Annotated in this window: 24 protein-coding genes; 5 read left to right on the forward strand and 19 right to left on the reverse strand. The window is 58.1% G+C overall.

Translation table 11 applies throughout. The features are described 5' to 3' along the window. Positions 1-20: 20 nt before the first annotated feature. From nadD to glyA, 4 genes are all read right to left on the reverse strand, one after another. Entirely contained in the window at positions 21-767 is a 747-nt protein-coding gene (gene nadD / locus G1C97_RS06170; RefSeq protein WP_169241009.1) for a nicotinate-nucleotide adenylyltransferase, read from the reverse strand. Beyond that, positions 764-1,336, reverse strand: coding sequence for a phosphoribosylglycinamide synthetase (locus G1C97_RS06175; protein WP_169241097.1), 573 nt, complete (start codon positions 1,334-1,336; stop codon positions 764-766). The genes nadD and G1C97_RS06175 overlap by 4 nt, the downstream gene beginning before the upstream one ends. Before the next feature lie 26 nt (positions 1,337-1,362). Next, positions 1,363-2,658 (reverse strand): glutamate-5-semialdehyde dehydrogenase, encoded by a 1,296-nt coding sequence (locus G1C97_RS06180; protein ID WP_169241010.1) that lies wholly within the window; start codon positions 2,656-2,658, stop codon positions 1,363-1,365. A gap of 127 nt (positions 2,659-2,785) precedes the next feature. Beyond that, the gene (glyA, locus tag G1C97_RS06185) at positions 2,786-4,093 is read right to left on the reverse strand and encodes a serine hydroxymethyltransferase (RefSeq protein WP_169241011.1); all 1,308 of its coding nucleotides are present in this window, start codon (positions 4,091-4,093) and stop codon (positions 2,786-2,788) included. Between the two features lie 338 nt (positions 4,094-4,431). On the opposite strand from glyA, the gene thrC reads away from it, so the two are divergent. Beyond that, positions 4,432-5,922: a threonine synthase gene (gene thrC / locus G1C97_RS06190; RefSeq protein ID WP_335341341.1), complete on the forward strand. Its 1,491-nt coding sequence runs from the start codon at positions 4,432-4,434 to the stop codon at positions 5,920-5,922. Between the two features lie 298 nt (positions 5,923-6,220). On the opposite strand, the gene G1C97_RS06195 is transcribed toward thrC, so the two are convergent. From G1C97_RS06195 to G1C97_RS06210, 4 genes are read right to left on the reverse strand one after another with little or no spacing between them, the layout of a single operon-like run. Further along, positions 6,221-6,940 (reverse strand): ABC-2 transporter permease, encoded by a 720-nt coding sequence (locus tag G1C97_RS06195; protein WP_169241012.1) that lies wholly within the window; start codon positions 6,938-6,940, stop codon positions 6,221-6,223. Then, positions 6,940-7,656, reverse strand: coding sequence for an ABC-2 transporter permease (locus G1C97_RS06200; protein WP_240951042.1), 717 nt, complete (start codon positions 7,654-7,656; stop codon positions 6,940-6,942). Before G1C97_RS06200 ends, G1C97_RS06195 begins: the two co-directional genes overlap by 1 nt. Further along, entirely contained in the window at positions 7,656-8,588 is a 933-nt protein-coding gene (locus tag G1C97_RS06205; protein WP_169241014.1) for an ABC transporter ATP-binding protein, read from the reverse strand. Before G1C97_RS06205 ends, G1C97_RS06200 begins: the two co-directional genes overlap by 1 nt. After that, positions 8,585-8,968, reverse strand: a complete 384-nt coding sequence (locus tag G1C97_RS06210; protein WP_169241015.1) for a GntR family transcriptional regulator — start codon at positions 8,966-8,968, stop codon at positions 8,585-8,587. Before G1C97_RS06210 ends, G1C97_RS06205 begins: the two co-directional genes overlap by 4 nt. A gap of 244 nt (positions 8,969-9,212) precedes the next feature. On the opposite strand from G1C97_RS06210, the gene G1C97_RS06215 reads away from it, so the two are divergent. Continuing rightward, complete coding sequence (locus G1C97_RS06215; RefSeq protein WP_169241016.1) at positions 9,213-9,833, forward strand: GNAT family N-acetyltransferase; 621 nt, start codon at positions 9,213-9,215, stop codon at positions 9,831-9,833. An 80-nt stretch (positions 9,834-9,913) separates the two neighbouring features. Here the strand turns inward: G1C97_RS06215 and G1C97_RS06220 are convergent, their stop codons facing one another. Genes G1C97_RS06220 through G1C97_RS06230 form a run of 3 tightly spaced genes read right to left on the reverse strand, consistent with a single transcriptional unit; the run spans position 9,914 to position 13,378 of the window. Further along, on the reverse strand, positions 9,914-10,573 hold the full coding sequence (locus G1C97_RS06220; RefSeq protein WP_169241017.1) for an HAD family hydrolase: 660 nt from the start codon (positions 10,571-10,573) through the stop codon (positions 9,914-9,916). A 31-nt stretch (positions 10,574-10,604) separates the two neighbouring features. After that, positions 10,605-12,425, reverse strand: coding sequence for a DNA repair protein RecN (locus tag G1C97_RS06225; RefSeq protein ID WP_169241018.1), 1,821 nt, complete (start codon positions 12,423-12,425; stop codon positions 10,605-10,607). After that, on the reverse strand, positions 12,425-13,378 hold the full coding sequence (locus G1C97_RS06230; RefSeq protein WP_169241019.1) for an NAD kinase: 954 nt from the start codon (positions 13,376-13,378) through the stop codon (positions 12,425-12,427). Before G1C97_RS06230 ends, G1C97_RS06225 begins: the two co-directional genes overlap by 1 nt. A gap of 254 nt (positions 13,379-13,632) precedes the next feature. Between G1C97_RS06230 and G1C97_RS06235 the strand changes: the two genes are divergently transcribed. The 3 genes from G1C97_RS06235 (at position 13,633) to G1C97_RS06245 (ending at position 16,719) form a co-directional block, all read left to right on the forward strand. Continuing rightward, entirely contained in the window at positions 13,633-15,099 is a 1,467-nt protein-coding gene (locus G1C97_RS06235; protein ID WP_169241020.1) for a TrkH family potassium uptake protein, read from the forward strand. Positions 15,100-15,189: 90 nt separating this feature from the next. Further along, positions 15,190-15,861, forward strand: a complete 672-nt coding sequence (locus G1C97_RS06240) for a potassium channel family protein (protein WP_100496037.1) — start codon at positions 15,190-15,192, stop codon at positions 15,859-15,861. Positions 15,862-16,041: 180 nt separating this feature from the next. Next, entirely contained in the window at positions 16,042-16,719 is a 678-nt protein-coding gene (locus G1C97_RS06245; protein WP_169241021.1) for a bactofilin family protein, read from the forward strand. Here G1C97_RS06245 and G1C97_RS06250 read toward each other — a convergent pair. From G1C97_RS06250 to G1C97_RS06285, 8 genes are all read right to left on the reverse strand, one after another. Continuing rightward, the gene (locus G1C97_RS06250) at positions 16,701-17,474 is read right to left on the reverse strand and encodes a TlyA family RNA methyltransferase (RefSeq protein ID WP_169241022.1); all 774 of its coding nucleotides are present in this window, start codon (positions 17,472-17,474) and stop codon (positions 16,701-16,703) included. The two genes, G1C97_RS06245 and G1C97_RS06250, sit on opposite strands and share 19 nt — an antisense overlap. A gap of 97 nt (positions 17,475-17,571) precedes the next feature. Then, positions 17,572-17,739: a hypothetical protein gene (locus G1C97_RS06255; RefSeq protein ID WP_169240912.1), complete on the reverse strand. Its 168-nt coding sequence runs from the start codon at positions 17,737-17,739 to the stop codon at positions 17,572-17,574. A gap of 3 nt (positions 17,740-17,742) precedes the next feature. After that, positions 17,743-18,786 (reverse strand): HAD-IIA family hydrolase, encoded by a 1,044-nt coding sequence (locus tag G1C97_RS06260; protein ID WP_169241023.1) that lies wholly within the window; start codon positions 18,784-18,786, stop codon positions 17,743-17,745. 11 nt (positions 18,787-18,797) lie between these two features. Beyond that, a complete protein-coding gene (locus G1C97_RS06265) occupies positions 18,798-20,447 on the reverse strand; it encodes a tetratricopeptide repeat protein (protein WP_169241024.1) in 1,650 nt (549 codons plus the stop codon). 76 nt (positions 20,448-20,523) lie between these two features. Then, positions 20,524-21,846 (reverse strand): tyrosine--tRNA ligase, encoded by a 1,323-nt coding sequence (gene tyrS, locus G1C97_RS06270; RefSeq protein ID WP_169241025.1) that lies wholly within the window; start codon positions 21,844-21,846, stop codon positions 20,524-20,526. 174 nt (positions 21,847-22,020) lie between these two features. Further along, on the reverse strand, positions 22,021-22,947 hold the full coding sequence (locus G1C97_RS12265) for a putative ABC transporter permease (protein WP_240951031.1): 927 nt from the start codon (positions 22,945-22,947) through the stop codon (positions 22,021-22,023). Then, a complete protein-coding gene (locus G1C97_RS06280) occupies positions 22,947-23,516 on the reverse strand; it encodes an HD domain-containing protein (protein ID WP_335341342.1) in 570 nt (189 codons plus the stop codon). Before G1C97_RS06280 ends, G1C97_RS12265 begins: the two co-directional genes overlap by 1 nt. Before the next feature lie 215 nt (positions 23,517-23,731). Next, positions 23,732-24,082, reverse strand: coding sequence for a rhodanese-like domain-containing protein (locus tag G1C97_RS06285; protein ID WP_169241026.1), 351 nt, complete (start codon positions 24,080-24,082; stop codon positions 23,732-23,734). Between the last annotated feature and the right edge of the window lie 56 nt (positions 24,083-24,138).

The following is a 24,138-nucleotide window of genomic DNA, read 5'->3' on the forward strand; positions in this document are numbered from 1 at the left end:
GGCCGCGTTACCAACGGCCGTTACTCTTGTGCATCCTGCACATACAGCCCGTGCTTGCCGATATATTGCACCACGCCATCGGGCACCAGATACCAGACCGGTTCGTTGTGCTCGGCGCGACGGCGGACATCGGTCGAAGAAATGGCCAAGGCGGGAATCTCCAGCGTGTCCACCTTGCCCTCAGGAAGAGTCACTCCGTCCGGGCTGGAATACCCGGGCCGCGTGACGGCTACGAAATGGGCGAGATCCCACATCTTCTCCGCATCCTTCCACTGCATGATCTCGGCCACCGCGTCGGCACCGGTGATGAAGAACAATTCGGCGTCCGGATGCTGTGCTCTGATGTCGCGCAATGTGTCGATGGTGTAGGTCACGCCGGGGCGGTCGATATCCACTCGTGAAACGGTGAACTTCGGATTTGATGCCGTGGCGATCACCGTCATCAGATACCGGTCTTCCGCGTTGGTCACATGCTTGTCCAACTTGAACACAGGCCGACCGGTGGGAACGAAAATGACTTCATCAAGGTCATATACCCAAGCCACTTCGGATGCGGCGACCAAATGTCCATTGTGAATCGGATCGAAGGTGCCGCCCATGATACCTATGCGCAGACGCGTATGCCAGTTCCCCCGCGCGGACAGTCTTCCTCGATTGTGAATGCCGGATTCAGACGACTGCACCGACAAATCGGACATCCGGCGTCCACCCTGATCGGCCGCTGCCTGAGTCACAGCGGCAATTTCCGTAGGCTCATCCACGCTCATGCCTGTCCGCCTTCGTCGGCCACCTGAGTCTCCTGCTCAATTTGGTCGGCGGTGGGATCGGAATCATGCGCATCGATCTTGCCCATATCCTCATCCCACTCGTCCTGCACCACGCGGCGAATCTCGGCAAATGTAGGCAACGGGAAGTCAGGCTGATACAGACGACGCACCTCAGCCACACGCTCGGTGATACGAATCAGCGTATCGGTCATGCCGTCGATGTCGCCGTCATGTTCCATCTGCGTGTATTTGCCGATATAGCCTTCCATCAGTTCCATATGCTCGCGCACCGTGTGCAGTTGAGCCTCACTCAGGTCCACGACCTCGGGAGAATCTGTTTCCGGCCAGCCGATGAGCACGGCATCAGCGTATTCAAGCGAGGCACGCTGCGCCGCGGAAGCGATGCCGTCTTCGATCTGCACCAAAAACACGTAACGGACGATGCTCAAGCGCTCGGCGGCAATTTTCAATCCCAGCTTGGGATCGTTCAGGTCCAGATCGGATCGCAGATTGGTGATGGCGGGCTGTGCCGCATTTTCAGCGGTTGCGACGGTCACGTTGCCCGTCATGTTGTCGACTGTGTTGGCGTTGCCACTCATGCTCGCACCTGCCCCGTTCCGTAGCCTATCCATTTGGTCGTGGTCATTTCACGCAATCCCATCGGGCCTCGGGCATGCATCTTCTGCGTGGAGATGCCCAGTTCCGCACCGAAGCCGAATACGCCGCCGTCCGTGAAACGAGTGGAGGCGTTGACCATGACCACTGCCGAGTCTATACGGTTGGTGAACTGTTCGATGACCGAATAATCCTCGGCGATGATGGATTCGGTGTGCCCGGTGGAGTGCTGGTTGATGTGGGCAATGGCCTCGTCCAGCGAATCGACCACCTTGACGCCCATCTTCAACGCCAAGTATTCGGTATCCCAATCCTCTTCGGTGGCATGGTTGAGCTCGATGCTCTCGATGGCGGCGCCTTGAATGATGTCATAGGAAATCGCGTCCGCCTGCAGCACAACATTCGCCTGGGCCAAAGCCTGGGCGATAGCCGGCAGAAAATCTTCGGCCACGTCCTTATGGATCAGCAGTTTTTCCGCGGCGTTGCATACGCCGACACGCTGGGTTTTCGCATTCAAAATGATAGGAATTGCCTTGGCAAGGTCGCCGGATCTGTCGATGTAGATGTGCACGTTGCCGGCACCGGTTTCGATAACGGGAACCTTGGAATTGCGCACGACGGCTTGGATGAGACCAGCACCGCCACGCGGCACCAGCACATCGATGTGCCCGCGTGCCTCCATCATGGCGGTGGCACCCGCACGGCCATATTGATCGACGGATTGCACCAGTGAAGCTTCGAAACCATGCGACTCAAGTACCGGGGCAATAACACCAAGCGTCGCGGCGTTCGTGCGTTCCGCCGCATGACCGCCGCGTAGCATCGCGGCATTACCTGATTTCAGACACAAACTGGCCACGTCGACGGTGACGTTCGGGCGCGCCTCGTAAATCATGCCGATGACGCCCAGCGGCACACGGGACTGTGTCAGGCGCAGGCCATTGGGCAGATTATAGCCACGAACGATCTCTCCCACGGGGTCGGGCAATGTGGCCACATGACGTACGCCTTGCGCCGCGGCGGCCACACGCGGCACATCGAAAAGCAGACGGTCGAGCTTGCCGGCATCCATACCGCTTTCCTTGGCCTCAAGCATGTCCAGAGCGTTGGCCGCCTCGATGTCTCCGGCATGCTCATCCAATGCATCGGCAATGGCCAGCAGCAAATCATTCTTGGACTCGGTGTTCGCCCTGGCAAGCGATTCCTGTGCACGTGCGGCCTGATCGGCCTGATCGCACACCGCGCGGAACACTTCAGGACTCAATGCTTCACTCATAACAGACAAGGGTAGCTCACCATGCGGCACATCGCTTGTTTCGGCTCGGTTTTAGGCATAGAAAAGGCTCCCTTTTCAGGGAGCCGGCATGTTCATCACGGCTCAAGCCGTAGCTTCAGCGAGCCGATCAGTGAATCTGATCGAGTTCCGGGTACAGCGGGAAGTCATCGACGAGCTTATCCACGCGAGCCTTCAGGGTTTCCACATCGGCAGACGGGCCGGCGGCGAGAGCGGTGCCGATAATGTCGGCCACCTCCTCGTATTCCTTCGGTCCGAAACCGCGGGTGGCCAGTGCGGAAGTGCCGATGCGCAGACCGGAAGCAACCGAAGCCGGACGCGGGTCGAACGGCACGGTGTTGCGGTTGATGGTGATGCCGCAGGCGGCGAGCAGGTCTTCGCCCTGCTTGCCATCCATCTCGGAGTTGCGCAGGTCAACCATCACCAGATGCACATCGGTACCGCCGGTCAGTACGGAGATACCGTTGGCCTTGACGTCGTCGGCCATAAGACGATCCGCCAGAATCTTGGCACCGTCGAGCGTGCGCTGCATGCGATCCTTGAAGGCCTGAGTGCCGGCCACCTTGAAGCTGACGGCCTTGCCGGCCACCACGTGCATCAGCGGACCGCCCTGCTGGCCGGGGAATACGGAGGAGTTGAGCTTCTTGGCATACTCTTCCTTGGCCAGGATAAAACCGGAACGCGGGCCGCCGAGCGTCTTGTGGGCGGTGGAGGAGACCACGTCGGCGTACGGCACCGGGCTCGGATGCAGGCCCGCAGCCACCAGGCCGGCAAAGTGCGCCATATCCACCCAGAACTTGGCACCGACCTCGTCGGCGATCTCCTTGATGGCCTTGAAGTCTTCGATACGCGGATAAGCGGACCAGCCACCGATGATCATGGCCGGGTGCACTTCCAGCGCGCGCTGGCGGATGATCTCCGGATCGATGCGGAAGGTCTCCGGGTTCACGCCGTAGGCCTCGGCATGGTAGAACTTGCCGGAGAAGTTGATCTTCATGCCGTGGGTCAGGTGACCGCCGTGATCAAGGGCGAGGCCGAGCACAGTATCGCCGGGCTTGACGAGCGCCTGATAGACGGCAGCATTGGCTTGAGCGCCGGAGTGCGGCTGCACGTTGGCGTATTCGGCACCGAACAGCTTCTTGGCACGTTCACGGGCGATCGTTTCGATCTGATCCACGAACTCGCAACCGCCATAGTAACGACGTCCGGGATAGCCTTCGGCGTACTTGTTGGTGAGTACGGACCCCTGGCACTGCAGCACGGCGCGAGGCACGAAGTTCTCGGAGGCGATCATCTCCAAGCCGTTTTGCTGACGATGCAGCTCATCGTCGAGCAGCGCGGCGATTTCGGGATCGGTCTGGCTGATGGGCGCGTTGAAAGCGTCCGTTGCGGTCTGGGCGAGGGGTGAAGCGGTCATTTCACGTTCCTTTGTCGATCAATACAACAACCCGCTTGAGCGGTTGTGCTTCAGTGTAAGACGGCAATTGCTTCCATGACATTTCCGTCTCATGTCTGGGTCGGTGTTCGATGGTATTCCGCATGCCCCAGCCATAGATATGCCATAGGGCTTCGGCGAGCGTGGTTTCCGATATGCGGGAATCACCGTGAAGTCGCCGCAAAACACCGCACGATACGCATGATGAAGCCAAACTGTGCTTGTCGTCCACCATTATGCGGGAGAGGCTCCGCCGTTCGACATGGGGCACGATACACTGGAACAGATTCACTTCTCCCCTGCAAGCTAAGGATTTCATCGTGGCATTCACCTTCCACTCCACCCGCAGCACGACAGATTCGCTGACCTCCAAGCAGGCGATTCGAAAGGGCATCGCCGACGACGGCGGCCTGTTCGTCTCGGACGCGCTGGGGTCCAAGAAGGTTGAGATCGCCGATCTTGCCGGCAACACCTATCAGCAGATCGCAGCCAAGGTGCTCGGCGCGCTGCTGCAGGACTTCACCGCCGAGGAGCTCGCCCAGTGCATCGCTGATGCCTACGGCTCCCAGTGGTCCGACGAGCGCATCACCCCGTTGAAGCCTCTGGGCGACGACTACATCCTCGAGCTGTTCAACGGCCCGACATCCGCGTTCAAGGATGTGGCGCTACAGATTCTGCCACGTTTCATGGCGCACACCACTCCGGCCGATAGCGACCCGAATGAGAAGATCATGATTCTCACGGCCACCTCCGGCGACACGGGCAAGGCCGCGTTGGCCGGTTTCGCGGACGCTCCGGGCACCGCCATCACCGTCTTCTATCCGGAAGGCAAGGTGAGCCAGGTACAGGAACTGCAGATGACCACACAGACCGGCGCGAACGTGAACGTGGCCGCCGTGGAGGGCAATTTCGATGACGCCCAGTCCGCGGTCAAGCGCATCTTCGGCGATAGGGTCCTGGCCGAGCGCCTCGCCAAGGATTCGCATGTGGTGCTTTCCTCCGCCAACTCCATCAATGTTGGTCGTCTGGTGCCTCAGGTGGTCTACTACTTCTCCGCGTATGCCCAGCTGCTCGCCGATCAGGTGATCAACGTTGGCGATGAGGTCGAGTTCGTGGTGCCGACCGGCAACTTCGGCGATATTCTCGCCGGTTACTATGCCAAGCTGCTCGGTCTGCCGGTCAAGCACCTGGTGGTGGCTTCCGATAAGAACAATGTGCTGTTCGACTTCCTTACCACCGGCACCTACAACCGCCAGCGCCCGTTCTTCCAGACCATCTCCCCCTCGATGGACATCCTCATCTCCTCGAATCTGGAGCGCATGCTCTACTACTTCTCCGAGGGCGATACCCGTCTGATTTCCATGCTGATGAACGATCTGAAGAACTGGGGCACATATGAGATTCCGGAGCCGCAGTTGGCCAAAATCCGCCAGCTGTTCGGCTGCGGTTGGGCCAATGAGGATCAGGTGCGCGAGATGATCGCCGACTGCTGGAACAAGAACCACTACGTGATTGATCCGCACACCGCGTGCGCATACTTCGTGGCCCAGCAGATGCCGCGCGACCCTCTGACACCGCGTGTGATTCTGGCTACGGCAAGCCCGTACAAGTTCCCACGCGTGGTGAATGAGTCGCTTGGATTCGACGCCACCGGCACTGATTTCGAATGCATGGATGTGCTGGCCCGCGAAACCGGCACCACCGCTCCGGCAGCATTGCGCGGACTGGAAAACGCCGAGGTGCGTTTCAACACGGTCGTGCCGATCGACGGCATGGAGCGTTTCGTGGCCAGCGCCGCCGAAGCGTTGTAAAAAGCGGTACCCAAAGCTGGTGTAGCGCACAGTATCTGTCACAATCAGCAGAACACCATATCTCATCATCAGAGCGCAATACCTCAGCGCGGTAAATTCTCGGAATAATCCTTAATCTCGAGAATTTGCCGCGCTGACTCATACTCAACGCGGTAATTTCTCGAAATGGCCATTTTCCTCGAGAATCTACCGCGCTGATGGGCGCTCAGTGCGGTTTTTTCTCGGAACAGCCATTCTTTTCGAGAATTTACCGCGCTAAGGATAAGTCAGCACGCTGTCCCCCGAAGTAGGACGACCGCTACAGTTCCTTGGTGCTCCAGATGCGCAGGGACATGCGGTAGGAGACGATAAGGGACACGATGGCGATGGCCGCGATCGCAATCCAACCGATTGACGACACTGTGATGAACGTGGACAGCATCTGCGAACGCAGACTGTCAGGCAATAACAGCAGGATGATCTGCACGGCGAAGAACAGGGTGATCGCACCGGTGAACAGCCTCGAATAGGCTTTGACGAAATCACCGCAGGAGTAGAACACCGGAATCACTATGGCAGCCAGCACTACGAAAGCGAGCATGGCAAGCGATACGACTGCGGCAAGCGCGCTCAAGCCGATGCCGAACCACAGTCTGGACAGTGCGATTTCGATGCCGAGTTCCGCAAAGCAGATCAGGAACAGCAGACTCGCGGAGCAGTAGCGCATATTGACTTGCGTACGGCGGGATACCGGCATCACACCAATCATCCGAGCTGAGGCCAACTGATTATCACTATTGAATTGGAATAATACGGCGATAGAAGCGACCCAGTACATAACGGTCAGATATGCCATAACCGTGAGCGGCAGGCCTGATTCATCTGGCCCCGATTGCCAGGTAAACGCGATAAATACCAATGGGGCCAGGAATGCGATAACGTTCATCACCGCGGAATTGCCGGCAAGGGCGGCGAAATCCATACGGACAGCGATACGCTCGGCATGCAGGTGAATACGCTTGCTTGATGCGAATGCCATCAGAACTCCTTAGCGAGATAGATGTGCAGCGATACGAAGAGCGAGACCACCGCGGCAGCAGCTGCCAGAACCACTCCGCCCAAAGCCAGCCAAATCATGCCTGCGCCCGACATCGTCTCGGTCAACGACACCGTCCATGAAATGAGCGCGTCAATCGCAGCAGGAGTCAGTTTGGCGAGCAGCGCGAACACAGCGGCTATCGCTGCACCGAGCCCAATGCAGATGAGCATCATCGTCAACAACGCCTTCTGATAAGTGAACCGGTAGCACAGTGGAAGCAGCACCGATTCGAGCAGCGCATACATCACGACCGCAGCCAGCACAGATATTATCAGCCCAGAAAACTGAATCGTTCCGGATTCAAATAACATGCCAGCGCCAACGCAAACCGCCACTTCCAATGCCAATATCAGTGCGCATGCGCCAACCACGAGATACCGGCCAATCACCTGATGAATACGCCGAACCGGAATGACGCCGTTCATCCAATTGTTCTGCCCTTGCTGTTCAAAGGTGAACGTGTTGAGCGGCAGCAAAGCCAGCATGGCCGAAACACCACCGATAGCGGCTCCGGGCATATAGCTGACACCGCCCGAGATACTGCCGAGCAGTATTATCACCGCGGGAAATCCTATGAGCAGCGCCACTATCGAGAACACGCCCTGTGAAGTGATCCGCCGCACATCCAGTTCAAAGGCACGCCGTATCCCGATCATCACGCCACCTCCATAGCATATGCGGCGTCACTCGTATTGGTCAGACGGATGATGTCGTCGATGGATGCCGGCTCAGCGGTGAGTGGCGCCGTCCAATGCCGCCCCTCCCCAGCCTTGAGCCCTGCGATTTTGCCAAGGTCTTCGGCGCGCACCAGCGCATCAAAGCCGGTTTCATACCGGTGAATGCCGACCGCGACGCCTTTGACGTCAGGCGCGAGATCGTCCGGCCCGCCTTTGACCAGTCGGAAGGATTCTTCGAATTCATCCTTGGGACCGGTGAAATAGAGCTTGCCGCGCGTGATATAGGTGATGAAGTCGGCGGCCCGCTCAAGGTCGGCGGTGATGTGCGTGGAGAAAAGCACACTGCGTTCACCGTCCGCAATGTAGTTCTGGAGGATGTCCATGAGCTCGTCGCGGGCGAGCACGTCGAGACCGCTGGTGGGCTCGTCCAGCACCAGCAGTTTGGCGTCATGGCTCAGGGCCACGGCGAGCATGAGCTTCATCTGCATGCCGCGGGAAAGCTCCTTCACACGCTTCTTGCGGTCCAGGCCGAAGCGTGTGAGGTAGCCGTCGAAAGCGGCATGGTCCCATGCGAGGTACATCGGCGCCATGGCCTGCTCGACCTTGTTCACCGTCCACGTTTCGATGAAATAGCTGGAGTCGAAGACCACGCCGAGGTTCTCCTTGACGATTTCCTCATCGGCGATATTGTCAAGGCCCAACACATGGATTTCTCCTGCATCGCGGTGGATCATATTAAGAATCAGCTTGATCAGCGTGGATTTGCCGGCACCGTTTGGACCGATGAGGCCCATGATGTAGCCGGAGGGCAGGTCGAAGGTGATGTCGTCCAGCGTGAAGCCGGAAGCGTAATGCTTGGTTGCGCCGGTGATGGACAACGCCATCGGCGATTGATCTGTTGCAGTGGTCATGATGCCACGTCCTTCTGGTATTCCTCGGCGAGCATCGTTTCCAAATCGGCAAGCGGGATATCGACGGCCTTGGCCGCACAGACGGCCTCGGCGAGGCTCGCGCGAGCTTGGGACTCGAGCTGGTTTCGCATCAGCTCATTGCCTTTGTCCATCACGAACGTGCCTTTGCCTTGGATGTTCTGCACCACGCCCTCATCGGCCAGCTCGTTGTATGCCCTAGTGACGGTGAGCACGGAGATGCGCAGTTCCTTGGCCAGCTTCCTCAGGGAAGGCAACGCCTCCCCTGCTTTGAGTTCGCCGTTCAGCACACTTGCACGGATTTGGTTCTTGATTTGCTCGTAGATGGGTTCACCGGACACGGATGAGATGATCAGTTTCACCTATGCCCCTTTCGATTATTTCGTTATAGCGCTCGCAGCTGTTTAGCTGTTATACAACACAGTATAACTGTTATCGCAAACTGTCAAGGTGTGTTACATAACAGTACAACAGCGCAGTCTGGTGGCACGAACATCCCCTACGGGGCAATGTGTGAACACTTGATAAACAATGCCGCAGGGGCACTTCCCGTCTACGAGTCGAAACATCCAACATGCCTACAATGGCACCGGAAAGGGGCTTGCTATGCCAGACAACGTTGTTACCTTGCGCGCTACAGAGCCAAATGATTACCCATACCTCGAAGCCTGGTGGAATGACGCATCCGTTGCGGACGGATGCCGAGTCACCACCGACACCCTTCCGCGGGAACGGGTGGACGCCCAGTTCCACGGCTGGAGCGACACCGACGATGATCACCGATTCGGTCGGACCGTATTGGATCCAGGCGGCATGCCCATTGGTCACATCGCCGCATGGGACTGCGAGGATCCGGATCGCGACGCCACGATGGGCATTCTCATCGGCCCGTATTTCCAAGGCCTTGGCTACGGCAATCAGGCCATGAAACTTGGCATCCAGCTCGCCGCCGACCAGCTCAAGGCGAAGACCATTACGGTCAAGGTCTGGTCGTTCAACCTGCGTGCCCGTCATATGTATGAGTCCCTTGGATTCAAGGAGGCTGGCCGCAAGGCCGAGGTCGTGGAGCGAGACGGCCACGTCTATGACGAAGTCGTCTACCGCGCACCGACTGCCACGCTGCTGGAGCGCATCGCTTCCGAAAAGGTGGAGCGTCAGGAAGGCGAGGAACTGGAACGTCAACGGTTCGAGTCAAACCGCAGCGCGGATCTGCAGTCGATTTTCTAGCAATCCCCTCAACGAATACAGGCCGTCAGCATCGTATTTCGACGATGCTGACGGCCTGTTGTTGCCTCAGAGATCACATGCTAGAGGCGTGGCGCATCATGGAAGTCATGGAGCGTGCCATCGGCAACACGTGTGATTTCAGGCCAGTCAGAAGCCGAGGAATCGTCATACATGGCCCAAGCCTGCATACCAGCCGACTTGGCGGAACGAATCGCCACCAGCAAATCTTCAAACACCGTGCAGTTCTCCGGATTCACTCCAAGACGGCTTGCAGCCAACAAATACACATCCGGCTGGGCCTTACCCGCTCCCCCGGCATCATCCACTGAGACAATCACATCGAAGAATTCACTCATGTGCAAATGATCAAGTGCCGCGGTACGCAACTGCGGCATCAACGTGGTCGCAACACCCAAGCGCACGCCAGCGACCTTGAGCTCACGCAGATAATCCACCGCCCCCGGCTTGGCTTGGACCGTGGTGCCATAAGCGGTGCAAGCCATCTCGTCCCATTCGGACATCAATGCCTCGGGCGTATCCGGCAGACCAAAGCGAGCAATGGTATATTCGGCGATCTGTCTGAACTGCATGGACGCCACAGTAGACATGTAGTCGTCCGGCACATCAATACCGCGACGACCCAAAAAATCGATGTCGATCTGGTTCCAGACGCCCATCGAATCAAGCAGAGTACCATCGAGGTCGAAGATGGCGGCTTTCACAGGTTGCGGCTGAGCCATTGCTCTCCTTTGTTACAGTCCACAGAACCAATCAGAGTGTCGACGAAGCAAGCAGCTCACGAGCATGGTCGAGGGAGGCTTCTGATTCGCTGCCGGAAAGCATGCGGGCCACTTCATGAACGCGTGCGTCATCACGTACCTCATTCACGGTGGTTACCACACCCACGGCATCATCATCGGCATCCGGCGGGATTTTGGTCACCACGAACTGCGCGTCAGCCCATGAAGCCACCTGCGCCAGATGTGTGACGACGATGACCTGCGAAGTTCTGGCGAGACGAGCGAGGCGACGTCCCAGTTCCGCCGCAGCCTTGCCGCCCACACCGGCATCGACTTCGTCAAAGATGAACGTCATATCGGAAGTCACGGCATCGCTGAAGCTCCCGGAAGTGGACTCACGACTTTTCTCTTCCTCACCGTCCGTCCCGGCATGCATATCCGCCGCAGACAGCTCCAAAGCGAGCATGAGTCGGCTCAATTCGCCGCCGGACGCGCTCTTGCCCATCGGCAGCTGCGGCGAACCTTCATATGGAGTGAACAGGAAGGCGATATCGTCACCACCATTCTGGTCGAGCGCGCGATACTCTATAGCTTCCCTCTTGCCATCGCCCGTCGCCCCCAAAGCCGCCGCACGCGGCGTAACGCGAATCTCCAAGGACGCACCGGCCATGGCCAGCGACTCCAACTCGGCGGTGACCCGTGCGGCCAGACGCGCAGCCGCATCCGCACGAACTGTACTCAATGCATCAGCTGCCGCAACAGCAGCACGATACAGTTGTTCACGCTCCGATTCCAACTCCGCCAACTTCTCCGGCGAAGCATCCAGATCCTCGATTTCAAACGCAGCTTTGTCGCGCCAAGCCACCACATCGGCGAGAGTCGGCCCCCAACGCCGTGTGAGTTCGCCGAGTTCATGAATACGCGCGTTGAGCGTATCCAAATCGGCATCGCCGAAGTCCTCGTCCAGGTGCCCGGAAAGCGCAAACACCACATCCTGCAGTTCGGCGTTCAACGATTCCAGACGATCCGCCAGCTCAACGAAATCGCCGGAAGCTCGAATGCCACGCAACGCCTGAGCCGCCTGTAACAACAAGTCGGAAGCACCGGTGTTTTCCGAAGACGAATCGTATTCAAGCTGCGAGGAGTCCAATGAGGCGAGTGCTCGGGAGACGCCCTCAGCGATCTCGGCCGCATTTTCGATGCGGTCACGCTTGGCCTTGAGTTCTTCATCCTCGCCGGGATGCGGATCCACCTCGTTGATATGGTCCACGGATTCACGCAGATAATCGGCGCGCTGCCGGACGGAGGATTCCTGCGAGCGCAATCGGGTCAATCGCTCGTCCATGGCCGCGAGCGCACGCCACGCCTCGCGATAGGCGTCCAGCTCCGCATCATCACCCGCGGCGCGGTCCAGAAAATCGCGCTGGCGTGAAGGCGAAGCTATTTTCAATTGTTCGGCCTGACCATGAATCGTGATGAGTTCGCCGGCGACCGCGACGAGCACGGACTTCGGCAGGCTTTTGCCGCCCAGCACGGCACGAGAGCGACCGGCAGCACGCACGGTGCGCGAGAGGAACAACTCTCCATCTTCCGGTTCCACACCGGCTTCCCGCGCGATAGTCGTCGCAGTAGATTGATCGCTTACCGCAAAAATCCCCTGTGCCCATGCTTCGCTGGCCCCAGCAGAAACACGACCGGCATCGGCCGGACCGCCTGAAATCAAGTTGAGCGCGGACAGCAGCATGGATTTGCCCGCACCGGTTTCGCCGGTGATGGCGGTCATGCCTGCAGCCGGCGTGATGGCAGCTTCGCGAATCGGTCCAAGATTACGGATATCGAGCTCTTCAAGCATCAGGAAGCCACCTTGCCGGACAAATCCGCAGGAAACACATGCCCATGGCGCGACGCATCTGTTTTACCAGCTTCCGCACGGGCATGTTCACGCCACCCGACCACGGGAAGATCGAACTTGGACACCAGACGATTCGTGAACGGCACACCGGACAGTCGCGCCAATCGCAAGGTATCGCGTGATTCACGCACAACGACCCGCGTCCCCTGCGGCAGCGCCCGTTGACGACGGCCATCACAGCAAATCCACCCCTCAGACATCGATTCGTCCAGAATATCGATGGTGAAGGTCGAGCCGGAACCGATAATCAAAGGACGCGCGAACAAGGCATGCGCCGCCAACGGAATCAGCTGCAACGCCTTGACATTCGGCCATATCACCGGTCCTCCTGCGGAGAAGGCATACGCCGTGGAGCCGGTCGGCGTGGACACGATCACGCCGTCAGCGCCAAAGGAGTTCATCTCCACATCATCCACCCGGATAGACAGCTCCACCATCTTGCCCCGGTCAGCGCGCTCCAGCGTGATGTCGTTCAAAGCCCAGTCTTCGATAGGCTCGCTTGTCCCCGGCAGCCAAACATCCACATGAGCGATCATGCGCTCATCGATCGAATAATCATGGGTGGCCACACGACGAATCGCCTCGTCAATCTGGAAGCTTTCGAACTCCGCGAGGAATCCCACGTGCCCCATGTTGACACCAAGAATCGGCACTTGCGTGCAATGCACCAGTTCGGCGGCACGCAAAATCGTGCCATCGCCGCCCAGCACCACGACGATTTCGGTGTCGTCGGACACGCATGCCGGCCGCATTCCGAAATCGGGTGCCTCAGTGTTGTCGATAATCGTGACCTCGAATCCGGCCACACGTAACTGACTGACCGCTTCGGCCACTACGGTGCCGGACTGCCTGAGCCGGGTATGCGTCACCACCACCGCATTACGCTTGGCCATGGCATCCTCCTGTCGAATCGGTAGCACATGCCACTATTCTAACCATAAACACCGCACTTGTCGTACATGTGTTCGAATATTTATGCCGTGTCGGGACGTGCGTCAGCCCCGAACAGCCGGAGACCGGCCATAACGGCCGACTCTTGTTCCACCACTTCGCCTATCGTGGAGCAACGTCGTACAATACAGACGGCATAATCATCGTCGCGTCAGCGTCAACGTCAGTTACGAGCAGTGCAAAGGCAGGACATTTCATGGCCAACGACTTCGACGAATCCTCCTCGAATGAGGAGTCCTCGCAAGGACTCTCATGGTGGTATTCGGCCGATCCGATGAGCCAGAACAAGGAAATCAAGACCGCTCGCCGCATCCGCCGCATATCGCTTGCGGATCGACTGCTCACCCATCCGGGCCGGCTGTCCATCCTGTACTTCTGCGTACTCATCGCACTGGTCACACTGCTGTTGCTATTGCCGTTCTCCACTCATGACTGGGTGTTCACCAATTTCCCCGTAGCGTTCTTCACTGCGGTTTCGGCACTGTCCACATGCGGCATCCCTGTGGTGAACACCGCCGAATACTGGTCCATGTTCGGCCAGGTGGTCATCCTCTTCTCCATCCAGTTCGGCGGCTTGGGCGTCATGACGTTCGCCTCCATCGTGGCGCTTGGCGTGTCCCGCCGACTCAAGGTGTCGCAACGCATGCTCACCGCCAGCGAGCTGGGCACCACCAAACTTTCCGAAATCAAAAGCGTGCTCACCGTGGTGTTGGGTACTTCGATCATCGCCGAAGTCGTTACCTTCACCCTGCTGCTTCCCGAATTGTTCCGCGTCAATCGCGGACAGATCGGCCGAACGCTGTGGCAGGCATTGTTCTACGCCGTCTCCGCCTACAACAACACCGGCTTCACACCGGACGCCACCGGACTTCATGTGAACCGATGGGGTGTCGGATTGCCGATTCTCATCAGCGCATTCGTGGGCACGCTCGGTTTCCCGGTAGTGCTGAACATCGTGCAAAGTGTACGCCGTAGGCTTAGCCCCAAACGATGGACCCTGCACACCAAACTCACCCTGGTCACCACCGGGATCCTGGTACTTACCTCCCTCGCCTGGTTCCTGCTGGTCGAATGGGGCAACGTCGCCCTCTTCCCCGCGGACGACCCTGGCATGAAACTCAGGCGTGCGTTGTCCGCCGCGGTAATGCCCCGTTCTGCGGGGTTCGATATCTCCTGGGTACCGGAGGTAACGCCTGAGACCAAGGTCTTCATGAGTCTGCTGATGTTCATCGGCGCCGGCTCTTCATCGACCGCCGGCGGTATTCGTGTCACGACGTTCGCCGTGATCATTCTTATCTGCGGCGCCTCGTTCACCGGCCACCGTGACGTGGTCGTGTTCCGTCGTCGCATTCCCCGACGCATACAGATGACCGCCGTGTCGGTAACCACTGCGTGCTTCGCGTTGGTGATCGTCGGTGCCACCTCGTTGATGTTTGTGACCGGATGCGATTTCGTGGACGCCGTGTTCGAAGCGTGCTCGGCATTCTCCTTGGGCGGATATTCCGTAGGAGTGGCCAGTGCCGGCAATCCCAGCAGCATGTTTATTCTCGCCGGCGAAATGATCGTCGGCAGGCTCGGGCCGCTTACCATCGCGTACGCGATCAGCAGACCGATGGCCCCGGAGCCGATCCGCTACCCGCAGGAAAACATCATCGTCGGCTAGATACGGTCAATCATCTGATTGGAATCGGTCAGACCAGGTCAGAACAAGCATTGCACTCATCACCAGCAACCACATAAGGAGCACAATCACATGGCAGCACAATCACATGGCAGCAAAAGCAGCAAAAGCGTGCTGGTCATTGGACTGGGACGCTTCGGCGGATCAGTGGCATCGACTCTGGACCTTATGGGTCAGGATGTGCTCGCCATTGACAAGGATCCGGAAATCGTGGCGCGCTGGAGCGCGCATCTGCCTACCATCCAAGCCGATATGACCGATGTGATGGCCATCGAGCAGATCGATGCCTCCCAGTTCGACACGGCCGTCGTGGCCATCGGCGACAGCATCGAGGCATCCGTGATCATCACCGGCAATCTGCTGGACGCCGGCATCTCCGACCTATGGGCCAAGTCGGTTTCACAGGAGCATGCACGTATCCTGCAGCGCATCGGCGCCCGCCATATCATCAACGCGGAAACCGACGCCGGCAAGCGTGTGGGTCACCTGGTAGCCGGTAATTATCTGGATTACATCGAAATCGACGGCCCGTACACCGTAGTGAAAATTCACACCCCGCTGTACGCAGTGGGCCGCAGCATCGAGGATGTGCAGGTGCATGACAAGTACGGCGTGACCGTGGTAGGCGTCAAGGCCCCGGGCAAGGAATTCCAATACGGCTCGAAGGAGCTGATCATGCATCGCAACGATGAATTGATCCTCATGGGCAAGCAGGACCAGATCGATCATTTCATCCAAGGCTGAAGGCGGCTGAGCTGTGTCTCGCGCACAATACCGGATATCGGCACGGCCGGCGGTTTGCGCACGACACCCTCTACCTGAATACCGTATGAATAGTCGATGAATACATGATGATCACATCGTGAACGTTCGTACAATGCCATATTCCTGTCTTCCTAGGGTGAAGAAAGGGGGCATAAGCACATGAGCGATCATCCACAGACTTGTATATCGGTACATGGCGGAACATACGGGACCATCGCGATCAGCCAACATTCACGACTTGAGGACGGCGAACGTTTCCGCACCATGCTGGTTACCAGCGAACTTGAGGCAGACGAAATCAACGGTGATGAATTAATCGTCGCCAATGGTGCGGTGCGATGTACCGGCGATGTTACCGTACCGACTATTTCCGGCCGTGGACAACTGGATATCGGCGGCAACATCGTCTGCAATCAGATGACATTCACCGGTACCGTGCATTGCGAGGGCGATATTCGATGTAACGGAACGCTATCGGTCAATGGTTCACTCAAAAACGCACAGCATATCAGCGCACAAACCGTGCATCTCAATGGGGTCCTGCACGGACGTGACATCGCAGGTCAAGAGCTGGAAGTGCAACCATTGCGCAGCCAGATGTTCTCCCGATTCAATATGAACGAATATGAATCCGGCCGCTCCGTCGCCACCATCAATGCCTCCACCGTACGAGCACGAGGACTGACCTGTCGTCTGATGCATGCCGATTCGGTCACATTACGTGAAGGCAGCACTGTGGAGCATGCCACATGCACCGTCTCACTTGGCACTGATCGAACTTCCAGCGTTCTGCTGATGGGGCATAATTGCAGGCGGATTCATCTCAAAACAGCGTAAAGCAGATACTCCGCATTGCCATGCGTACCGGCGATAGGACTGTCCGCGGTGGACTGCACATCCAAACCATGCTGTTGCGCACACTCTACGACGTCAGCCAGCGCCTGTTCGCGCAGCGTCCGGTCTTCGACGATTCCGTTTTTCCCCAAGCCCTCGCGACCGACCTCGAACTGTGGTTTGACCAGCAGTACGATATGCGCGCCAGGGGCTGCAATCCTCGCGATAACCGGGATTACGTAGGTCAGGGAAATAAACGAAACGTCCGAAACGATCATTTCAGGGGCGAAAGGCAAATCATCGGATTTGACCTCACGTATGTTGACGCCGCTCATTTCGATCACACGATCATCGTTGGCGATACGCTGGTCAAGCTGCCCATGCCCTACATCCAAGGCGATGACTTGTGCCGCACCGTTACGCAACAGGACTTCCGTAAAACCGCCGGTGGATGCGCCGATGTCGAGGCAGCGCAGTCCACGCGGTTCAGGCAGTCCTGATGAAGCAAACGCGGTAAATGCGCCGATCAATTTGTAGGCGCCGCGGGAGACGTAGTCGTCTCCCTTGTCGACAGCAAGTTGATTATGACCTGCCTTGACCATGAATGATGGTTTGGTGATGGTCATGCCATTCACACGTACATGGCCTGATTTGATAAGCCGTTGCGCCTTGGCCCGGGACTCCACCAATCCGGAAGCAACCAGCATCAGATCAAGCCGATCCAGTGAAGTGGATGAGTCAAGCATCTGTTCGCTCATGGTAATCGATTCTTGGTTTCAATGGGTAAAGCACATCGTCTAGGACACTGTCGTGCCTCTGTTGGATTGATCGCCCCTACTTGTCGGTCTTTGCCGGTTACCTGCGCAAAGCATCCAGTTCGCGCTGCAGCCCAGCGAGTACGTCACGATATGTTTCGAGTTGTCGCTCGATAGGCTGATGCTCAATGTCCTCAAGCCCGGGGAATCGCTGCATGAGCGGCATACGCTCCCCCGGCTTGTGGTTAGACGATTGTTGTTCAGCCATCGATCAATGTTCCAGGGCAAAGGTCGGAACCGACGAGGCATCCAGCAATGCCTCACCTTTGTCACTGGCCTCCCATGAGGCGCACAACGCGGCGCGCAACGCATCCACGCTGGTCGCATCGCTGGCATGGATGCTGCCGTTTTCGAACCATGCGCATTCGTGACGGCACTGCCAGGTGCCATCCTCGGCTCGCACCGGTTCAGGCTGCACTTCCAACAGGCCACGCAAATCCGGGCTCACGAATGTGGGGCGCAGATGTGCGGGGGCAAGCATGAGCTCGGTAGGATCGGTGACGCCGGTCAGCACAGCCAACGAATCGTAACCGCCTCGGTTGCCGGCTTCGATATCCGTGTCCAGACGATCACCGATGGCGATCGACGCGTCTTTGGCCACAAGATCATGGCCTTCCGCAGCATTCAATTCACGAGCCTCGTCATACATGAATGATTCAGGCTTGCCGGCGGATGCCACTGGTTCGACACCCGTGGCGGCGATCACGGCACGAATCATCGAGCCGCATCCGGGAGCGATGCCCAGCTCGCGAGGAATAGTCAGATCACGATTGGTGACGAAATAGGTTGCACCGGCCTCGACCGCAAACGCGACATCGGCCATCATCTGCCAAGTCATCTGCGGATACCAGCCCTGAATCACCGCATCCGGATGATCTTCCGGACCGTTCACCACGGTCAGACCGTTACGACTCACCTCTTCACGCAGATGTTCGGCACCCAATACCAGTACTTTGGCACCTTTCGGCATCGCTTTGGCAACCATACGTGCGGCCACCACCGAAGAGGTGATGACCTGCCAAGGCTGTACGTCAAGACCGAAACCTTTGAGCTGATCCGCAACTACCTGCTGGAACCGTGAGGAATTGTTCGTCGTGTACTCGATGGTCATACCCGTCTGCTCGGCGGCACGAATCGAGTCGGCGGCGTGGTCCACCGGATTCTTGCCCCGATACACCACGCCATCCAAGTCCAGCAACGCCAGTTGATAGGTCTCAGCCAGCGGTCGGTCTGTTCCTTTGAGGAAACGAGTCATTCCCGATGCTTTCACTCTGCGGGCTGTTCAGTCGGTTCGTCTGCGGAATCGTTCGTCTCATCCGTAGCGTCTTCGCCCGATTCGGTCGGCTCATCGGCTGATTCGTCCTCAGATGCGCTCTCCTCGTCCTCAACGTCCTCGGTCTCGGATTCGCCCACTTCGGGTTCGGGATCCGGCGCATACTGGGCGTCTTCCGGATCGATGCCCAACTTCTCCAGTACCTCGGTATCGTCGGTGATATCGGCCAGATCGTGGTCAATCACCACATCGTCGCTGTTCTCATCGATCTCTTCGTCAGCATACTGGCCTTCAAGACGATCCAGCAGATCGTCGAGCTTAACGGCCTCATCGGAGCGTCCCGCTTCTTCCAGGAAATACTGCTCGGCCTGTACGGCGCGCATACGGTACTCGCCGGGAAGTCCTTGGGAGCGGGCCACGGTGTGGGCCACCTCAATGGCCTTGTCCCACAATTCCAAATCGCCCAGAGCACCGGCGTAGACCAGGAACATCTCGACCTTGGGAGCACCATGCAGCTGCTTGCCTTCATCAGACAACGCCATTTCCACGGCCTTCTTCGGGTTACCCACGCCACGCTCGCAGTCGGCGATGAACGGCAGGTAGTCCAGGAAACCATTCATACGGTAGGCGGTACGGAACTCGCGCAGGGCCAGCTTGTAGTCCCCCTGACGGTAGGCCACAAAAGCCAGCGTCTCACGTGCGAAGTCGATACGGGAGGCCTGACGGGCAACCCACTTGGCATGTTCGAGAGCTGCGGATGGATCGGTCTCCTCCAGCGCAAAGGCCGCAAGAATATGCAAACCGATGTTCTCTGCGTGCTCCTTGGACAGGCCGCGCAGACGCTCCTTCTCCTCACGGGAAAGCATCGACCATTCCATGCCCTTGGGCATCTTGGGCTCATTGGGACGGCGCGCAGTATACGGGTTCTGCGAGGGGAAGCTCATCGTGCCGTCGGAGTTGCGGCGCGGACGGCTCATGTATTCGCCGCGCTTCTGCTCGCGATACTCGCGCTTCTCCTGATCAGTGAACTCGCGACGCTCACCATCGCGGCGATCGTTGCGGAAGTCCTTGCGATCGTCGCGACGATCATCGCGACGGAAATCACGACGTTCACCGTCACGCTTGAAACCACGGTTGTCACGTCGATCGTCATCATGGCGGAAGTTGCGGCGTTCACCGTCGCGGTGGAAATCACGACGATCGTTGTCGCGATGGAAGTTGCGACGTTCGCCATCAGTATGCTGGTAGCGCGGGTTTTCACCGGCTTCGCCATCGCGACGCGGCTTGAAACCGCCGTCGCGACGCGGCCCCTTGTGGAAGCCGCCGTCACGGCGGAAGCCACCACGCTCGCCATCCTTGCGGAAACCGCCCTTGTGGAAGCCGCCGGACTTGCCATAGGACTTGTGGAAGCCACCACGGCTGTTCTCATTGCCTTCACCATCGCGGCGCGATGAGAAACCTTCGCCATCACGGCGACGAGGCTTGAAACCTTCACCGTCGCGACGCGGCTTGAAACCGCCCTTGCCACGGGATCCGCCGAACGACTTGCCGCCGTTGCCGCGCGGCTTGAAGCCTTTGCCGCCACGGTTGGACGGACGACGATCTCCGTACGACTTGCCGGAACGTTCGTTACCTTCTGCCATCTACGATTCCTTACTTGTGCTTACGTTACTGGAGTATTGATGAAAGTATTGGCACTGACGAGGTCAGCGCTTGTCCTCAGTGCTTTTCGACCGCGCCGAGCGCCTTCTTGCCACGGCGAATGAGTGCGAAACGGCCAGCGAGGAAATCCCCCTCGCCCAACACCTGTTCCTCATCCTCGACGCGATTGTTGTTGAGATACACACCACCGGACTTGATGGCGCGACGCGCCTCAGAAGCGGACTTGAACAAACCAGCCGCCTGGGCGGAGTCGATCACGCGGTCGCCCGGCTTGGCGGACGGGAACACGTGTTCGCCGTTTTCGTCAACGATCTTGAACCCATCCAACACGGATTCGAGTGTTTCCTCATCGATGTCCGCAAGATTGCCGCCACGGCCGAACAACGCGCCAGACGCATCGATTGCGGCCTGCGTGGCCGACTCGCCATGCACGAAACTCGTAACCTCCCAGGCAAGGGTCTTCTGCGCTTCGCGAGCGCCCGGATTGGTTTTCGACTCCTCGACCAGACGTTCGATCTCCGCCTTGGGCAGGAAGGTGAAGGCCTTCAGGAGGCTTTCCATCTCCACATCCGGGCGGTTGATCCAGAACTGGTAGAACTTGTAGGGGCTGAGCATGGTTGGATCGAGCCAGACGGCGTTGCCTTCGGACTTACCGAACTTCTTGCCTTGCGCATCAGTGATGATCGGGCTGGTGAACACGTTCACGTCCACACCACGCACTTTGTGGATCAGGTCAAGACCGGAGGTCAGGTTGCCCCACTGGTCGGAGCCGCCGAGCTCAAGCGTGCAATGGTATTCGTCGAACAGATGCAGGAAGTCGTTGCCCTGCAGCACCTGATAGCTGAACTCGGTGAAGGAGATGCCCTCCTCGGAATTCAGACGACGTGCCACTGTGTCTTTGGCCAGCATGGTGCCCAGACGGAAGTTCTTGCCGACATCGCGCAGGAAGTCGATGACGCTCATCTGCGCGGTCCAATCATAGTTGGACACGAATCGCACCGGATTGTCGCCTTCGGTTTCCAAGATGCCGCCGATCTGCTTCTTCAGACGCTCAGCCCATCCGGCTACCACATCCTTCGGATTCAGGGTACGTTCGCCGGACTGGCGCGGATCGCCGATCAGACCGGTGGCGCCGCCGACCAGAGCAATCGGATGGTGTCCGGCAAGCTGCAGATGACGCATGTTGATCAACTGCACCAGATTGCCGATGTGCAGCGATGCGGCGGTCGGGTCGAAGCCGCAGTAATAGGTGATGGGCTCGCCGTTCAATGCCGCTGCGAGTCGATCCCGGTCCGTGGACTGGGAAATCAACCCGCGCCATTCCAGTTCCTCAAGCAGGGTGTTGAAACCCGCTTCCTTGAAGTCGGTGACGTGAGCCATAGCTGTACGCTTCTCCCTATCGAATTGTGCGATTGAACATGCCTGACTTGATTTTCAAGCGCCTTCCAGTCTCGCAGAACACACCGACAGTGGCGCATCCGCGGGTTGTGACGAGCCGCTCTCGCGTTTTGCGCTCCGGCGTCATCTGTTGACGTCGCTTGACATCACTTAACGTCACTTGCCGCCATGATGCAATCTCTCCATCATGTCGCGTAGCTGCTGCAGCGTTTCATTGTTGCTGCTGGTCTTGAGTCTTGGGAACGAAGCAATCATGCGGCGCTGCTGACGGTTGAACATGGAATCCGCCACGTCACGCACGCGCAGCATGAATTCAGCGGATATCTCCTTGCCGTTTTGCCACGATTCACCGACCTTCTCCCCCACTTTGCCCGGCATGCCGCCGAATCGTTCAGATGCCCCATCCATAACGCCGGAGGCCATATTCGCAGCGTTGGACGCCATGGAGGACGCCATGGAAGAAGCTGCCGAAACCATGTTGGAAGCTGCGTCGGCGGCACCGCCCACTTTCTCACGCATCACATCGCCGTATTTGGCCGCTTTGACCATAGCGATCTTGAACTGTTCGAGGCTCTGCTCGAAGTTCACTATGCCGCATACGGTGATTACGGTGTCGACGACAGTGGCCACCAGAAGCAGCACGAACAGCGTATGAACCGTAGGCACTGGAATCAGCGCAGTGACGCGCACCACTTGGGGTTGCACCACATTCACGATCACCACACCTCCGACGCCAAAGATCACGGCTCCCAACAGGCAGATACGGCCTTGGATATTGAAACGAAAATGGGAGTAGTCCCACCATCTGGCGTGGAATAGTTTCTCCATGGCCCAAGAAGTGCCGTATTCGAGGATGGATGCGCCGACCATGGAAATCAGAAAAACCGCCAACGGATTGTGCACATTGCCGAGCACTACCGCACCGGTCACGGCTCCGGTACCGTATATCGGGCATAGCGGTCCGTTGAGGAAACCACGATTCACCCAACGGCGTTCCTGGCAGGATACAAGAATCGATTCATACACCCAGCCCACGAAGCTGTAGAAAATGAACCAAAGAAACAGATACTCAATAAACAGCATTACAAGCGTTCACCAGCCCGGGAGCCCTCATGACGAGAACGGCGTGCCTGCAGCGCGGCGCGCAACGGTTTGGTCGGCAAAGCTTTCTTATGGAACCGTCCCATCGAAAAGGTCTCGCGGGTGGCGGAAATCTTGTCCGCCAACGTCACCAGATATCCTTCGATGTATCGAGGAGGAATCGGGGTCATCGGGAACATGTGCCTTTCGATGCTGTCCCGTTCGATGGCATTGAGATCGAAATCCTTCAGAGCGTTCATCAGTGCGGCATGTCCATGGGTGAATCCATGCCAACGGTGTTCGCCATTATCCCAGTCGTGCCAGTCGTACAGGAAATAATCATGAAGCAATGCCGCACGAATCAGGGACCGGACATCTACGCGATGCCACAGATGCGCTCGATCGGCCATCCACACCGCCAAGCATGCCACACGAATGGAATGCGCGAATGTGGTGATATTGCCATGCTGGTAGCAGCAACGCTCGATTTGCATATGCTCGTGTTCGAATACGTCATGCCCATGTTTGGCGACTAGTCGTTGAATCTGCATACGTGTGAGCAGGCGTCCCACGGTATCTGGCTCCTCAGCATCGATCAATCTAGCTTACGTTGTCCGTTGCCGATTGTAGGACAAGCACGGAACGGTTCGTTCTCATCCTTGAGGAGGATTCTGCGATCAATCGTCCCCACTCTCTCTCCTTTTTGCGAATATGACTCACTCAATACCGCTAAGAGCAACATATTCGCAGAGGGAGCTGGGTTTTTCGAGAAAAACCGTGCCGTCCGTCAGTGTTGAGTTGCCAAATACCGCTGATACGCGCGGAAGCCGCCGTCGAGGCTCGCCACCTCATAGCCGCGGTCAGCAAGAATTTCAGCGACTTCTTCGCTCCACCATCCTTCGGCACAGTACACGATGACCTTGCGATCCTTCGGCACGTTTTTGAGCACATGGGCCAGCGGATCGAGCGGGGCGTTGACGGCACCCTCGATGGGATGCGCTTCTACATCCGCCGGTTCTCGAAGGTCCAGCAAAGTGACCGTCGATGGGTCGAGAGCCGCAAACTCGGCCGGAGTGATATGGCCGAAAACCGGCTCCTCATTGTCGGTATCCGGATTGTTGTGCAATGCGATTGGCATGGCTGTTATTCCCCCTCGCGCTTCCGGCTCCCTATGGTGAAAGGGAGCCGAAAGCG

Source organism: Bifidobacterium olomucense (assembly GCF_012932375.1).
Lineage (GTDB): Bacteria > Actinomycetota > Actinomycetes > Actinomycetales > Bifidobacteriaceae > Bifidobacterium > Bifidobacterium olomucense.